Genomic DNA, 14806 nt, shown 5'->3' with positions numbered 1-14806 from the left:
ACAACTAAAAGAGTGAATGGTTTTATAAAAATATTTTAACTTCAATATCTTATTTTTGATGGGTACAGTTTGGTGAAGATCTGTGATTTTTCTTTTGCAAAAATGAATAAACTATAATAATAAAAAAGGCACCTAGTTTAAGATGCCTTTTTATTATGCATTTTTTTAACGACGATTGGCTAAGAAACGGCCTAGTCGTGTAATTGCTTCACGTAATTCATTTTCGGCAGGTAGGAATACCACACGGAAATGATCGGGTGTTGGCCAGTTAAAGCCTGTACCTTGCACCAATAAAACTTTTTCTGCGCGCAGCAAATCAAGCATTAATTTTTCATCATCTTCGATTGGGTAGATGTTTGGATCGAGGCGTGGGAAACAGTACATTGCTCCATCTGGTTTTACACAGCTCACCCCAGGAATCTCATTAAGCATTTCCCAGGCGATATTACGTTGCTCGTATAAACGACCGCCGGGACGAATCAAGTCATTAATAGATTGATAACCGCCTAGGGCAGTTTGGATCGCATATTGAGCTTGAACATTTGCACATAGACGCATTGATGCCAACATGTCTAATCCTTCGATATAGTCGGCAGCACGGCTTTTATCTCCAGTGATTGCCATCCAACCTGAGCGGAAACCTGCAATACGATAAGCTTTTGATAAGCCGTTAAAAGATACACAAAGCTGGTCGCCCGCTAATGAGGCTACTGAAACATGTTCAATACCGTCATAAATAATTTTGTCGTAAATTTCATCGGCAAATAAAATTAGATCGTATTTTTTCGCAATCGCTACAATCTGTTCAAGAATATGACGTGGGTAAACCGAACCAGTTGGGTTATTCGGGTTAATGATGACAATACCACGAGTATTCGGAGTAATTTTACTTTCAATATCAGCAATATCTGGATACCAGCTATTTTCTTCATCACATTTATAGTGAATTGCTGTACCGCCTGAAAGATTAACGGCTGCTGTCCAAAGTGGGTAATCCGGCATTGGAATAAGCATTTCATCTCCGTCATCTAATAGGCCTTGCATGGCCATTACGATGAGTTCAGATACACCGTTACCCACATACACGTCATTAACGTGCATATTTAAGATACCTTTTTGCTGGTAGTACTGGCAGATCGCTTTACGTGCCGGAAAGATACCTTTTGAATCTACATAACCAATCGCATTTGGCAGGTTTAAAGCAACGTCATTAATAATTTCTTGTGGTGCTTCAAAGCCAAATGGAGCAGGGTTGCCGATATTCAGCTTAATAATTTTATGTCCTTGCTCTTCCATTTCATTGGCGGCTCGCAATACTGGTCCGCGAATGTCATAGCAAACATGCTCAAGCTTCGATGATTTTTTAATTTCTCGAGAAGTTGGCATGGATTGGAGTGTAGCAGTATTTTTAGACATAGCTGGATTCACTTTTGCATATCGGTATAAATAACTTTTAAATGTTTTAACTGTTACCAAATTCAGATCATGTTGATCTTTCAATAGTTCAACAATTTTTTCATGGGTAAAACCCAATTGTTGATATTGTTTAATAACTGGTAGTAGTTGCTGGAAAAGCACACTTTTTTTCTGAGACATGTTTTGTCCTGTACAACCGTGCCACACAAGAATAGCACCATCTTTGCTTCCTTGAAAGAAAATAAAATGTAAATTTGCTTACTTTTGTTTTTGTATTTTGCTTACTTTTTGCTTCCTATGGCTTAGATGTTTAAATTCCAACAATTTTTACGTTCAGAGACTAGTGTTTTTTTGATGAATGGCGTAAATATAAAATACGTTTATCAATTTATGTTTACATCAGAATAAAAGGTGCAGGTCATGGGAAAAGTTAATAAAACAGACCGAGAATGGCAAAGAGAGTTATCACCTGAAGAATATAGGATAACGCGACAAAAGGGCACTGAACCAGCATTTACGGGGCAATACTGGAATACGAAGCAACATGGTACTTATGTGTGCCGTTGCTGCGGTGCAGAATTGTTCTCATCAGATACAAAATATGACAGTGGTTGCGGCTGGCCGAGTTTCTTCCGTCCTATCAATGGTGCTGTCATTGATGAACATGAAGATTTAACGCATGGTATGGTCAGAACGGAAATAGTTTGTCATGATTGCGAGGCTCATTTAGGGCATGTATTTGAAGATGGACCACAGCCGACTGGTTTGCGCTATTGTGTAAACTCGGCATCATTACAATTGAAAACACAAGAAAAAAATGATGAGGAAACCTATCCATGAGTAATATTTATCAGTTTGAAGCTGAGCTATTAGAGGGTGAAGTTAAGCAATTGGCTGATTACAAAGGTAAAGTTTTACTAATTGTAAACACTGCCAGTAAATGTGGTTTTACACCACAATTTGCTGGCCTCGAAAAACTTTATGAAAAATATAAAGATCAAGGATTAGAAGTTTTAGGTTTTCCCTGCAATCAGTTTGGCGGGCAAGATCCGGGAACTAATAAAGAAATCGGCAGTTTTTGCCAGCGTAACTATGGGGTGAAATTTCCCATGTTTGCTAAAGTTGATGTAAAAGGTCCGGAAGCCCACGTGATTTTTAGATATTTAACACGTGAAGCTAAAGGTATTTTAGGCAGTAGTAGCATTAAATGGAACTTCACCAAATTTTTGGTAGGTAAAGATGGTGCTGTTCTAAATCGCTATGCACCTACGACTAAACCAGAAGCTTTAGAAGCTGATATTGAAAAAGCATTGGCGAGTTAATCGTTTAAATGAACGCTATTCCTCCATTCTTTGAGTTTTGGCAAGATGGGCGAATGCCTTATGTTGAAACTCGAAGGTCTTGTTTTAGCCGAACATGTTATAAGGCACATAGCCACCCAACCTTTTCTATTGGGGCTATCGATGAGGGGAATAGCGTTTTTCAAAGCTCATTTTTTACGCCTCAAAAGATTAGTGCTGGTAATTTGGTTATTGTACCGGCACATATTGAGCATTCATGTAATCCTTTGCCAGATCAAGCTTGGAGTTACCAGATGCTACATTTGGATATTTCATGGCTTAAGCAATGGTTTACAGAGTTTCAAAAAGAGGGCTTTGATTTAAATTTACCCCAGCATAGACCCCTTATTATAAAAGATGAGTCTTTATATCAGGCTTTTTCTGATATGAATGAGACTTTATTTAACCCTCAAAAATTAATTATTGAAAAAGAACAATCACTGATTTATTGCCTTACTCAGTTGTTACTCCCTCATTTCATATTAGAAGAAATACAAAAAACTGAATATTTATATGAAGATTTTTTGGACTTAATTCATATTATTAAATCGTCAGAACAATTTATTTCTTTAGAAGCGCTTGCAGAGCAGGTAGGCCTGAGCCGATATGCAGTCATTCGTCTATTTAAAGCCAATGTTGGCCTAACACCACATGCATTTCAAATTAATTTAAAAATTAATCAAGCCAGAGCTCAATTAAAACAAGGGATTTCACTCGCAGAATTGGCAACAAATTTAGGTTTTAGTGATCAGAGCCATTTTCATAAAGCTTTCAAAGCGCATACAGGAATCACTCCTCGACAGTTTCAACTTGCAGCCGCGCAATAATTTACAAGAAATTAATTTTCTCTATTTTTAAGCTATTCCATACAGTTTTAAAGATGAAATCGTTATGGAAGTTTTTTTGGTTATTGCCTTTACCCACTTTTTAGCATTGTTATCTCCAGGTCCAGATTTTTTCCTTATACTCACTAGTCTTTTGCAAAAAGGTTCACGGTATACATATGGCATCATTGCAGGAATTACGTTGGGTAATGCCTTGATCTTAATGGTGTGTCTATTTGGATTTATGATGCTTGGTAATTTAAGTGCAACCATTCTTTTAGTACTTAAATGGCTGGGGGCTGGATATTTAGCTTATTTGAGTTTTCTTTGTTTTAGAGCCACTCAAGGAACAAATTTAAATATTACTGTTGCTGAAAATAGTTTGGTTGAACAAGAGTCCAGTTATAAAAATAAGATTAAAAGCTTAGCTTTGGGCTTGCAGTCCAGTCTCCTAAATCCTAAAAATATTATGTTCTACAGTAGTTTGATGCTGCTTATTCAAAATGATTTTAGTTTATTTCAAAAATTACTGATGAGTGGATGGATGGTCGGAGTGGTTTTAATCTGGAATATCTTATTAGTTAGACTACTTACTCAGGAACGAGTTTTAGACAAAATTAAGCGCTCTGCGACAGGTTTATACTATTGTTCTGGTATCGCTTTTATTCTTTTTGCTGTGCTTTTGATTACATATAAATAGTGTTATAGCCCAGTTGTACAACCTGAGTAAAAGGCTGTACAACTGCTAAGAAGAGGCTTACAGAATCATTTTTAAGCGTTTAACCACTTCTTCACATTGAGCTAAGTCTGCCACTAACGCCATACGTACATGGTTGGCTCCAGGGTTACCTTGTTCGGTATCACGAGATAAATAACGGCCCGGTAAAACTTTAATGTGGGCTTTTTCCATCAGCATCTTGGCAAAAGTTTCATCATTATCAACTTTTAACCAGTAATAAAATCCAGCATCAGGTTTTTGTAGTGGGAGCAAATGGCCTAGTTCAGATTGAAATAAGTCAAATTTTGCACGATATTGCTTACGGTTTTCTTCAACATGGTTTTCATCGTTCCACGCTGCGATTGAAGCAAGCTGGTGTTGTACTGGCATTGCAGCGCCGTGATAGGTGCGGTATTGCAAATATGGCTTTAACAGATCGGCATCACCTGCTACAAAACCTGAACGCAGACCCGGTAAGTTTGAACGTTTTGAAAGTGAATGAAATACGATACAGTTTTTGTAGTCATCACGGCCAAGCTCAGCACAAACTTCTAATAGACCAGTAGGTGCTTGGTCAAACCAAAGCTCTGAGTAGCATTCATCAGAAGCAATAACGAAATTATATTGATCAGATAAGGCGATTAGCTTTTTAAATTGTTCTTTAGAAAGCACAGTACCTGTTGGGTTACCCGGTGTACATACAAAAAGAAGGGCTGTCTTTTCCCAAACTTCAGCTGGTACAGCATCAAAGTCGCCTAAATAGCCATTTTCTTCCGTGCAATTAATGAAGTATGGCTTTGCACCTGCAAGTAAAGCTGCACCTTCATAAATTTGATAAAACGGGTTCGGCATCACCACATAAGGTGCATCTTCACGATTAATTAATGCCTGTACAAAAGAAAAAATACCTTCACGTGTACCTGAGACAGGCAAGATGTGGTTTTCAGCACTAATGCTGTTAAGTTTAAAGCGCTTAGTTAACCAATTTGCAATACTTTGGCGAAGCTCAGGTAAGCCTTTACTGTTTGGATAAGTTGATAAATGGTTAAAGTTATCAATAATAGCCTGTTTAACAAACTCTGGTGCTGGATGCTTAGGTTCGCCAATTGATAGAGGAATCAAGGGAAGGTTAGCAGGAGTAGTATCCTTAAAAAGTTGGTTTAACTTTTCAAATGGATACGGGTGTAATAACGACAAGCTAGAGTTCATTAAACAGTTACCAAGTAGTTGAGTTTCAGTGCTGACAAATTTGATTAGATGCTTCATCTAATGCAGCTTTCAGTTTTTCCGAGAAGAGTTTGACCTCTTCGTGATTCAGCGGTTTACCATCTTTTTTGGTGACAAAGAAAATATCTTCGGCACGTTCACCTAAAGTTGCGATTCGGGCTGAATGGATGTCTAAACCTTGCATCATAAATAAACCACCCACGCGTGCAAGTAGGCCGGGGTGATCGAGTGTTGAAATTTCGACCATATTTTGCTGTAAGGCTTCATTTAATGTTACATCGACTGTATTTTCAATATCGAAGTGACGTAATTGACGCGGAATACGGCGTTGCATGAGTCCCGGATATTGGTCTGGTTGGCTAAGCGCCTTCACTAATGCATTTTTAACGGTTTCTTCACGCGCTGGGTCGGTAAGCAACGTACCGAAACGGTCAAGTACAACATAGGTGTCTAAGCTAAATGCTGTACTTGCCGTGATAATTTTTGCGTCCTGAACGTCTAAGTTCATTCGGTCTAAAACGGCAACAGTCGTGGCAAACAGGTTAGGTTGATCGCGTGTATAAATAAAGATTTGTACTGCATCTTGAGCTGCTTTACGGTGAGCACGCAAGAGCACTAATGGCTCCGGATTATCGCCGTGTTTTAAAATTGCTTGTGTATGCCATGCAATTTCGTCTGCTGACTCTTTGATGAAGTATTCATCACCAAGTTCTTGCCATACTTTTTCGACATCTGCCAATGCGAAGTTATTTACCAGTAATTCACTTGCTGCAAATTTGGTGTCTTCAATTAACATTTGGTAGTCAACAGGACGACCTAAACCTGTACGGATTACATCACGGGCATGCGTATAAAGCTGACGCATAAGCGATGCGCGCCATGTGTTCCAAAGTTTTGGATTTGTGGCGTTAATATCTGCAACTGTTAAAGTGTAGAGATAATCAAGATGCTCCATGTCGCCAAGTTTTTCTGCAAAATCTTTCACGACATCAGGATCAGAAATATCTTTTTTCTGAGCGGTCAAAGACATGAGCAAATGGTTTTGAATGAGCCATGCAATTAATTTGCATTCACGTTCTGTAAAACCGTGTGCACGTCCAAACTCAATTGCATCTTCTGCACCAAGTTCACTATGGTCACCACCGCGACCTTTTGCAATGTCATGGAATAAAGCAGCAATAAAGACAATATCTTGACGAGCAAGACGTTGGAAAACTGAACTTACTACAGGAAATTCTTTGGCAAATTCAGGTTCTCTAAAACGATTTAAATTACGCAGCAATAATAATGTATGAGCATCGACCGTATAGATATGGAATAGGTCATATTGCATAAGGCCCATAATTTGGCCAAAAGCAGGAATATAGTTTCCTAAAACCCCATAACGTTTCATCGCAACCAAGGTATCGTATAAACGATATGGTGAACGAATAATCGACATAAACAGTGCTTGATGCTCTGGATTATCGCGATAACTTTGGTTGATTCGTTTCGCAGCAAGAATAAGTAAGCGTAAAGTCCGAGCGCGGATTCCTTCAATATCTGGTCGATTGGCTAAAATATAGAACAACTCTAAAATCGCGCTTGGATGCTCTGCGAATATTTTGTGATGTTGTACGGCAAGTTTATTGTCGACAATCTTAAAGTGATCGTTAACGACTTCAATTTTGCGTTCATAGTTGGGCAGTCGAGGAGTAATCACTGACTCGCTAAAATACGCAAGCAACATTTCATTGAGTGTTGAAATTTGCTGCGCCGTACGGTAGTAGCGTTTCATGAACTGCTCAACCCCATAATTTACAGGTTGGCCTTCTTGACGCACATATCCAAATTTCGCGGCAATTTCTCTTTGGTGGTCAAAGAGTAAACGGTTTTCATCACGTTTAGCTAAACGGTGTAAATGATGTCGAATTTCCCAAAGAAAACTTTCTGCTTCTTCTAAAACTGCCAATTCAAACTCTGAAATGAAACCTAAATGCACTAAGTCATAAATACGGTTTACGCGAAAGTGACGTTTTGCAATCCAGCCAATTTGGTTAATGTCACGGATACCGCCTGGTGCATTTTTAATGTCGGGTTCTAAATTACTTTCAGTATTGTTGTGTTGGTGATAACGCTTGGCTTGTTCGGCCATTTTTGCGTCATAAAATGTTTTATCTGTCCATGTCTGCGAAACAATACGGCGAGGCCATTTCGCAAGCTGATTATTGCCAGTAATTAACCGCGCCTCAATTAAAGTTGTTGCAACGGTTAAATCGGTAGCGGCCTGTTCAACACAGCTTTGAATGGTGCGAACACTAATGCCGGGTTTGAAATTGCCAACGTCCCATAAAGAAGAAATAAATGTAGAGATACGTTTTTCGTTTTCTTCGTTAATTTCATGCTCCGATAAAATCATGATATCAACGTCAGAATAGGGCAACATCTCACGGCGCCCATAACCGCCTACAGCAAAAAGGCCCAGTTCTGTCTGATCGAGTTCAGCATGTTTCCATAAAAAGATCAGTGCTTCATCTACTAAATCTGAACGGGCTTTAATGATTTCACGAATAGATTGCCCATTTTCATATGAATCTTGCAACTGCTTTTCTACATCCGTTCGCCATTGATTAATGGCTTTAATATCATGATGACTTGAGACATAGTTCAACAATGGCGATATATTGATCATGAAAATGGGTCTACCAATAAGTAAAAATTATGAGTTTGTTTGAACGCTTACTTGATCAGCGGTTTCTTTCGCTAAAGTACGAGCAAGATCAGTATTTTCAGCACGAGCGGTTGCTACACCCATACGACGACGTTTGAAACCTTCTGGTTTGCCAAACAGGCGTAAATCGGTGTCTGGGTGTGTTAAAGCTACATTGAGATTGCTATAACTTAAATTGCTGGCATCAACTCCAGCATAAATTACCGCACTTGCTGCAACACTGTGGCGTGCTGTGTTTACAGGTAAACCTAAAATTGCACGTGCATGCAGTTCAAATTCACTTTGAAACTGAGATGCTAAAGTTACGAGTCCTGTATCGTGTGGGCGAGGTGAGACTTCACTAAACCAAACCTTGTCGCTTTTAATAAACAGTTCTACACCAAAAATACCACAGCCACCAAGTGCAGTTGTCACTTTATTTGCAATACGTTTTGCTTCTTCGAGTGCCGCCGCCGTCATTGGTTGAGGTTGCCAGCTTTCTACATAATCCCCGGCATCTTGGCGGTGACCAATTGGGTCACAGTAATGAGTTTCGATTTCACCAGTTTCAGGGTTTTTAGCGCGAACGGTAAGTAATGTAATTTCAAAATCAAAATCAATTTGAGATTCAATAATGACCGTGCCTTGGTTAACACGGCCACCTTGCATTGCATATTCCCAAGCAGCATCGACTTCATCGAAACTTTTTACACGAGACTGACCTTTACCAGACGAAGACATGACCGGTTTTACAAAGTTTGGATAACCAATGTCATCGCAAGCGGCGCGGAAGCTTTCGAGCGTATCAGCAAAACGATAAGCAGAAGTAGGTAGGCCAAGTTCTTCAGCCGCAAGACGTCGGATGCCTTCACGGTTCATAGTCAGGTTTACAGCTTTAGCAGAAGGGATGACAGTTGCTACTTTGCTCGCTTCAATCTCAAGTAAAACTTCAGTCGCAATTGCTTCAATTTCTGGAACAATTAAATTTGGTTTAATTTTCTCGATGAGTTGTTTTAATTGGGCAGGATCTGCCATGTTTAACACATAAGAAAAATGTGCAACTTGCATTGCTGGTGCGTGATCATAACGGTCGGCTGCATGTACTTCTACACCAAGGCGTTGTAAGGAAATTACAACTTCTTTGCCAAGCTCTCCTGAACCTAACAATAAAACTTTAAATGCAGAAGATTGAAGTGGGGTACCGAGTGTCACGCTCATGCGAATCATCCTGACAAAATTATTTTTTTAAGCATAGCAGAACTTATGGTGGAGTTAAGCCTTATCATGCATAAAAAAGTAATTTTGTCGGACAATTAAAAAAGTGGTTTTTAGATATTAACCTGATAGTTTAAAAGCAATTCATCCGCATTTTTACCACGGATGCCCCAATTTTCTTTAGGTGTTTCAAAAATAGTAATTTCAATGTCTTGTGGAGAAATTCTACATTGTTCTTGAATATTACGAAATAAGGTTTGGATAAGCTGCTTTTTAGTAGCTGCACTGCGGCCTGCAAACATTGAAAGTTCAATAATAATGTAATGCTGGCTTCTGTCAGAAGGGTAAATGAAATTTCCTGGTTTAAGGCTGATAAAACGTTGAAATCTTTTCTCAACAGGATATTTCAATTCTTCAATAACCGCCTGATGGATTGCATGAGAAAGTAATTCTCGGTACTGCATAATGGTTTGTTCATTTGCATAAATTTTAACTTGTGACATTTTTATCTCTATTAAGTAGCTAAGGTTATCTTTTTAATCAATTCAAAAATTAAATTTTCCAAGCCAGAAGTTTCAGTCTTAAACGCCTCTGGCCAGATTTTATTTTATATAAGGAAAATAAGTTTATCTATTTATAAAGGTAAATAAGTATAGATCAGACCATAAACAATTGCGGCAGTTAAAGTTGCTGGTACGATTTTCTTAAATTTAAAATAAAGACCAGCTAGAACTATAAAACCGATAACCATTGCTAAAATCTTATTTGGGGTTTCAAGGAGAGGTGGAAGAGTAGCAACTACAAGCATGGCACTAATTGCAGATATTCCAATACTTCCTAAGGCAATTTTGATCCAGATTGAGCCGCGTCTTTGTTGGTTGCCCTGTAGTTTTTGTATTACGAAAAAAGGTCCAAAGCGTGAAGCAAAATTGGCTATACCCACAATAATGCCGACCAGAATAATTTCTAGGTTCATATTAAGCCTCAACCTCATCATGTTGTTTCAGCACATAATATTTAAATAGACCAGCTAAAATGCCTGAAAAAATACCAATAAAAATAGCAGCTGATAAGTTAATCCAATAACAGGCCAAAGCTGAAACTACTAAAGATACAGCAACAACAAGGCTATGCTTTCGTTCAAATGCCGCTAATAAAAAACTTAAAAATAAAGCAGGTAATAAGAAGTCTAAAGCTGCTTGTAAAAACTTTGGTAAATGAGCAACTTGATCGGCAAATAATCCACCTAACAAAGAGCCACTTGCCCAAGCCATCCAACTAAATAGGCTTAAGCCAAGCATCCAAGACTCGGTCCATTGTTGTCTGCGTTGTGAAAGTTGGATCATTCCACTGGCAAAAACTTCATCCGTTAAGCCCCAAGCCCATACTGCCGTTTTCTTAAGATTTAATTTGTTTGGAATCAGGTTGTATAGAGCAGGTCCATACAGGACATGGCGAATATCTAGTGCAATGACTGTTAATGCTGTTAGCCAGATGGATGAACCGCTAGCCAAAAGAGCGACAACCAAAAATTGGCTAGCGCCAGCATACATTGAACAAGATAGAAAAAAAGCTTCCCATGGTGTAAAACCAAACTGAGATGCAGAAACGCCAAAGGCAAAAGAAACGGGTAAATAGGTGAGTACGATAGCTTGGCTATCTTTGGCGCCTTGCCAAAAAGTTGCTGTTTGGGCAGGCATCAATTGTTGTTCGGACACAATACACCTTGGCAATAAACCAAATGATAAAAATACTTGAAAGATTGAGTATTGTAGCCGAATTTAATAGCATAGTGCCGAAATGTTTAATCGGCAGTTTGATATGTTCAAGGCAAAGATTCGTTTAGTTTATATCGCCATGATAAGTGCAGGTATTTTTACATTGCAGGGCTGTGATAATGGTAATCAGGGTGCAGAAAAAAAAGTAGAAATTAAGCCAGCACCGAAACTAACCAATGATGCAACTGTTTATGCTCAAAAAGCATGGACATTGATTAACACGGTTGAGCATTTAGTTTATGAAAAACAACTCAGCCAAATTGATGACAAAGTTCGTAAACCTTTACGCCAATTGAGTACAGACTGGCGTATCAATGTGAAAATGACAGATTCGGTCACTGAAGGTAAATATGCGCTTTGCCGTAAAGCTTTAACGAGTCTAGATGTATGGGCGCGCGAAACGCTTGAAAATAATAGTTCGGTTGCTCAGAAACAGGCAGATTATGAGCGTGATAAACAACAGTGTAAGGAAGCGATTGAAAACCCGAATTTAGGAAACACATCTCCTAAATAAAGCCTATACATATAAAAAAGCGAGATGATCAATCTCGCTTTTTTGCTTTTAAACGATAATGAGTGAATGTGAATTACGGTTTTGTGGCAGCTTTAGCGGTGTTTGCAGTTTTCACAGCATCTTGTTTCATTTGATGAGTCATTTGCTGTGATTCATGTTGAGCATGAGTTGCACTAGTTATTGCATCATGTTTTTGAGTGCTTAAGTCTTTTTTAACATCCTGTTTAGTTTTAGTTACCTCTTTCTTGGCTTTTTGAGCGGTAGTTTTTCCATGTACAGCTACACATTTTCCACCTTTGTGATTTGGTCCTGTACCGCCTTGTAGTTGAGTTCCTTTAGGACATGCAAATGCCGAAACACTTAACATAGCCAATACGCCTGCTGTAAGAATTGTTGATAATTTTTTCATGTTAATCAGCGCCTTGTTGAGTATTATTGCTCAGCTTGAGTGTAGGATGAAAATATCTGCTTTAACACATTTATTTTGTGGAAATAGAGTTTGAACAATGTTTTGATTTGCAGTGTTATCTAATTTTTTAATTTAATTTTAAGTTTTTATTATTTAGCCTCCTGTGTAAAGATTAGGATTGTGCTTGAGCAACTACTTTCAATTTCTCAATATCTAAAATCTCAATTTTTCTAAAAGCAATTTTAATGATTTTCTGTTTTTCGAGCAGGCTGAGTTCATGATTGATCGTCTGCCTAGATGTGGTCAGCATATTTGCCAACTGTTCTTGAGAAATATGGATGTGATGATCTTGAATAAGAATATGATTCCCATAACCTTCTAAAATGAATAGAAGACGCTGAGCCAGCCTTTGAGAAATACTGCGTGTTTGTATTGCAATCTGTTCTAAGAAAACATACCTGAGTTTTTGGCTCGTTAAACGTGCAAAATAATACCAATAATATGGATTGTCTTTGAGTAGATCATTTAATGGTTTTGCAGGAATATGTAGAACTGTACTTTTTTTCAAAGCAATAGCATCGTGCGAGCGTGGTTCATGATCAATTAAAGATATTTCACCAAACCACATAATCGGCTCAGCAATTGCAGAGAGTGCTTCATTACCATTTACGTCCACATAACCCAAACTAATTGAGCCTTCAAGTACAGTATAAATGCCATCAAATATATCTTGAGCATGGAAAACATAGCTATTTTTTTCAAAGGTGATTTGTTTGCCATGTTCTAAAATAAAATTTTGGAATGTTTCTGGAAGCACACTAAACCAAGTGTTCTCTTTTAGTCGGTTAATATAAATTAGGTCCAATATTCGGTCATCCATGAAAAAATTCATTACTTTGTCAAATAGCTGACAACTTTAAGTTTTCCTTATTCGTACAGTATGACTATATGTAAGTGAATAAGGAATAACTCATGTCAAATCTGGAGCAACAGCTTAGCAAATATGCGGCTTATCATTTAAATCATAAAAATATTTTGACGCACTTTATCGGTATTCCGCTCATCGTGTTTTCAATTTTGTGTTTAACCGCAAGAGCTGGAATCGATATTGGTAGTTTTAAACTGACTTTAGCCATAGTCCTGATTGCAGCTAATACGATCTATTATTTTATTTTAGATAAAGTATTTGGCTTACTCATGCTCGTTCTTTTAGCTGCTGTGTATCCACTAGCGAGCCAAATTGCTCAATTGTCTTTAGGAGAATGGTTAGCAGCAAGTATTGGCTTCTTTGTTGTCGGTTGGGTCTTTCAGTTTGTAGGACATTATTTTGAAAAGAAAAAACCGGCTTTTGTTGATGATGTGATTGGACTTGCGATAGGGCCGTTATTTGTATTGGCAGAATTTATATTTATGCTAGGTTTTAGAAAGCCTTTGCATGCGCGTATTTTACAAGAGGCACGCAGTAAACGAGAGGCGATGGATATTAGTCATTAAATGTAAAAAAAAGCCCCAACATATTGGGGCTTTTTTTGAGCTTTAACTTATACGTTAAAACGGAAGTGCATTACATCGCCGTCTTGAACAACGTAAGTTTTACCTTCTAAACGCCATTTACCAGCTTCTTTAGCGCCGTTTTCACCGTTGTATTGTACAAAGTCATCATATGCAACAACTTCAGCACGGATAAAACCTTTTTCGAAGTCAGTATGAATCACACCAGCTGCTTGAGGAGCGGTTGCGCCAACTTTTACTGTCCATGCACGAACTTCTTGTTCACCAGCAGTGAAATAAGTCTGTAAACCTAAAAGCGCATAACCTGCACGAATAACCACATTTAAGCCTGGTTCTTCCATCCCCATTGCTTCTAAGAACTCAGCACGATCTTCATCTTCTAATAATGAAATTTCAGCTTCGATCTGGTTGCAAAGAGGAACAACAATTGCGTTTTCTTCAGCCGCAAGTTTTTTTACTGCATCTAAATGCGGGTTATTTTCAAAACCATCTTCTGCAACGTTTGCAATATACATGGTTGGTTTTAAAGTCATTAAACCAAAACCACGAACTAATTTACGTTCGTCATCAGACAAATCGGCTGCACGAGCTGGTTTACCTTCGTCAAGTAAAGGTTGGATTTTTTCTAAAACTGCTTTAGTTGCTACAGCCTCTTTGTCGCCGCCTTTAGCAACTTTAGTTAAGCGTAAAATTGCTTTAGCAACAGTTTCAAGATCGGCAAGTGCAAGTTCAGTATTGATGGTTGCGATATCGTCTAACGGATCAATTTTACCATTTACGTGAATTACGTTTTCGTCTTCGAAACAACGTACAACGTGTGCAATTGCATCAGTTTCACGGATGTTAGCAAGGAATTGGTTACCTAAGCCTTCACCTTTTGATGCACCAGCAACAAGACCTGCAATGTCCACAAATTCCATTGTGGTTGGCAAAATACGCTGTGGTTTAACAATCGCAGCAAGTTTGTCTAAACGTGGATCTGGTACAGGAACAATACCTGTGTTTGGTTCAATGGTACAGAAAGGGAAGTTTTCCGCTGCAATCGCTGCTTTCGTTAATGCATTGAAAAGGGTAGATTTCCCTACGTTTGGCAGACCAACAATACCGCAATTAAAACCCATGAAAACCACTCACAAATGTGTAAATTAAAAATTGTCGCTGATT

At 38.3% G+C, this 14806-nt stretch carries 16 protein-coding genes; 6 read left to right on the top strand and 10 right to left on the bottom strand.

Features of this window, described 5'->3' with window-relative positions; all coding sequences use genetic code 11:
• Positions 1-165 precede the first annotated feature (165 nt).
• Positions 166-1596, bottom strand: a complete 1431-nt coding sequence (locus SOI76_RS10455; protein WP_104079483.1) for a pyridoxal phosphate-dependent aminotransferase — start codon at positions 1594-1596, stop codon at positions 166-168.
• 240 nt (positions 1597-1836) lie between these two features.
• Between SOI76_RS10455 and msrB the strand changes: the two genes are divergently transcribed.
• From msrB to SOI76_RS10435, 4 genes are all read left to right on the top strand, one after another.
• Positions 1837-2256 (top strand): peptide-methionine (R)-S-oxide reductase MsrB, encoded by a 420-nt coding sequence (msrB, locus tag SOI76_RS10450; protein WP_016141284.1) that lies wholly within the window; start codon positions 1837-1839, stop codon positions 2254-2256.
• The gene (gpo, locus tag SOI76_RS10445) at positions 2253-2738 is read left to right on the top strand and encodes a glutathione peroxidase (protein ID WP_104079484.1); all 486 of its coding nucleotides are present in this window, start codon (positions 2253-2255) and stop codon (positions 2736-2738) included. Before msrB ends, gpo begins: the two co-directional genes overlap by 4 nt.
• Positions 2739-2746: 8 nt before the next feature.
• On the top strand, positions 2747-3583 hold the full coding sequence (locus tag SOI76_RS10440) for an AraC family transcriptional regulator (protein WP_104079485.1): 837 nt from the start codon (positions 2747-2749) through the stop codon (positions 3581-3583).
• Between the two features lie 64 nt (positions 3584-3647).
• Complete coding sequence (locus SOI76_RS10435; protein WP_104079486.1) at positions 3648-4280, top strand: LysE family translocator; 633 nt, start codon at positions 3648-3650, stop codon at positions 4278-4280.
• 57 nt (positions 4281-4337) lie between these two features.
• On the opposite strand, the gene dapC is transcribed toward SOI76_RS10435, so the two are convergent.
• The 6 genes from dapC to SOI76_RS10405 form a co-directional block, all read right to left on the bottom strand.
• Positions 4338-5507 (bottom strand): succinyldiaminopimelate transaminase, encoded by a 1170-nt coding sequence (dapC, locus tag SOI76_RS10430; RefSeq protein ID WP_104079666.1) that lies wholly within the window; start codon positions 5505-5507, stop codon positions 4338-4340.
• Between the two features lie 25 nt (positions 5508-5532).
• Positions 5533-8196 (bottom strand): [protein-PII] uridylyltransferase, encoded by a 2664-nt coding sequence (glnD, locus tag SOI76_RS10425; RefSeq protein WP_104079487.1) that lies wholly within the window; start codon positions 8194-8196, stop codon positions 5533-5535.
• A gap of 27 nt (positions 8197-8223) precedes the next feature.
• Positions 8224-9441: a formate-dependent phosphoribosylglycinamide formyltransferase gene (gene purT / locus SOI76_RS10420; RefSeq protein WP_104079488.1), complete on the bottom strand. Its 1218-nt coding sequence runs from the start codon at positions 9439-9441 to the stop codon at positions 8224-8226.
• Positions 9442-9542: 101 nt separating this feature from the next.
• Positions 9543-9932 carry a tautomerase family protein gene (locus SOI76_RS10415; protein ID WP_104079489.1) on the bottom strand — a complete coding sequence of 130 codons (390 nt, stop codon included), beginning with the start codon at positions 9930-9932 and terminating at the stop codon, positions 9543-9545.
• A 131-nt stretch (positions 9933-10063) separates the two neighbouring features.
• Positions 10064-10405, bottom strand: coding sequence for an L-valine transporter subunit YgaH (ygaH, locus tag SOI76_RS10410; RefSeq protein ID WP_032053721.1), 342 nt, complete (start codon positions 10403-10405; stop codon positions 10064-10066).
• Between the two features lies 1 nt (position 10406).
• A complete protein-coding gene (locus SOI76_RS10405) occupies positions 10407-11129 on the bottom strand; it encodes an AzlC family ABC transporter permease (RefSeq protein ID WP_068938178.1) in 723 nt (240 codons plus the stop codon).
• A 121-nt stretch (positions 11130-11250) separates the two neighbouring features.
• On the opposite strand from SOI76_RS10405, the gene SOI76_RS10400 reads away from it, so the two are divergent.
• Positions 11251-11721, top strand: a complete 471-nt coding sequence (locus SOI76_RS10400) for a hypothetical protein (RefSeq protein ID WP_205668401.1) — start codon at positions 11251-11253, stop codon at positions 11719-11721.
• Between the two features lie 73 nt (positions 11722-11794).
• Here SOI76_RS10400 and SOI76_RS10395 read toward each other — a convergent pair whose 3' ends face one another.
• Positions 11795-12130, bottom strand: coding sequence for a hypothetical protein (locus SOI76_RS10395; protein ID WP_104079491.1), 336 nt, complete (start codon positions 12128-12130; stop codon positions 11795-11797).
• Positions 12131-12302: 172 nt separating this feature from the next.
• A complete protein-coding gene (gene ntcA, locus SOI76_RS10390; RefSeq protein ID WP_104079492.1) occupies positions 12303-13010 on the bottom strand; it encodes a Crp/Fnr family transcriptional regulator in 708 nt (235 codons plus the stop codon).
• Positions 13011-13102: 92 nt separating this feature from the next.
• Between ntcA and SOI76_RS10385 the strand changes: the two genes are divergently transcribed.
• Positions 13103-13624: a DUF962 domain-containing protein gene (locus SOI76_RS10385; protein ID WP_104079493.1), complete on the top strand. Its 522-nt coding sequence runs from the start codon at positions 13103-13105 to the stop codon at positions 13622-13624.
• 47 nt (positions 13625-13671) lie between these two features.
• On the opposite strand, the gene ychF is transcribed toward SOI76_RS10385, so the two are convergent.
• A complete protein-coding gene (gene ychF / locus SOI76_RS10380) occupies positions 13672-14763 on the bottom strand; it encodes a redox-regulated ATPase YchF (RefSeq protein WP_104079494.1) in 1092 nt (363 codons plus the stop codon).
• Between the last annotated feature and the right edge of the window lie 43 nt (positions 14764-14806).

It is taken from the genome of Acinetobacter pittii (genome assembly GCF_034064985.1).
Lineage (GTDB): Bacteria > Pseudomonadota > Gammaproteobacteria > Pseudomonadales > Moraxellaceae > Acinetobacter > Acinetobacter pittii_H.
Note: the sequence above shows the minus strand (reverse complement) of the source record. Positions and strands in the feature narration are given on the sequence as shown.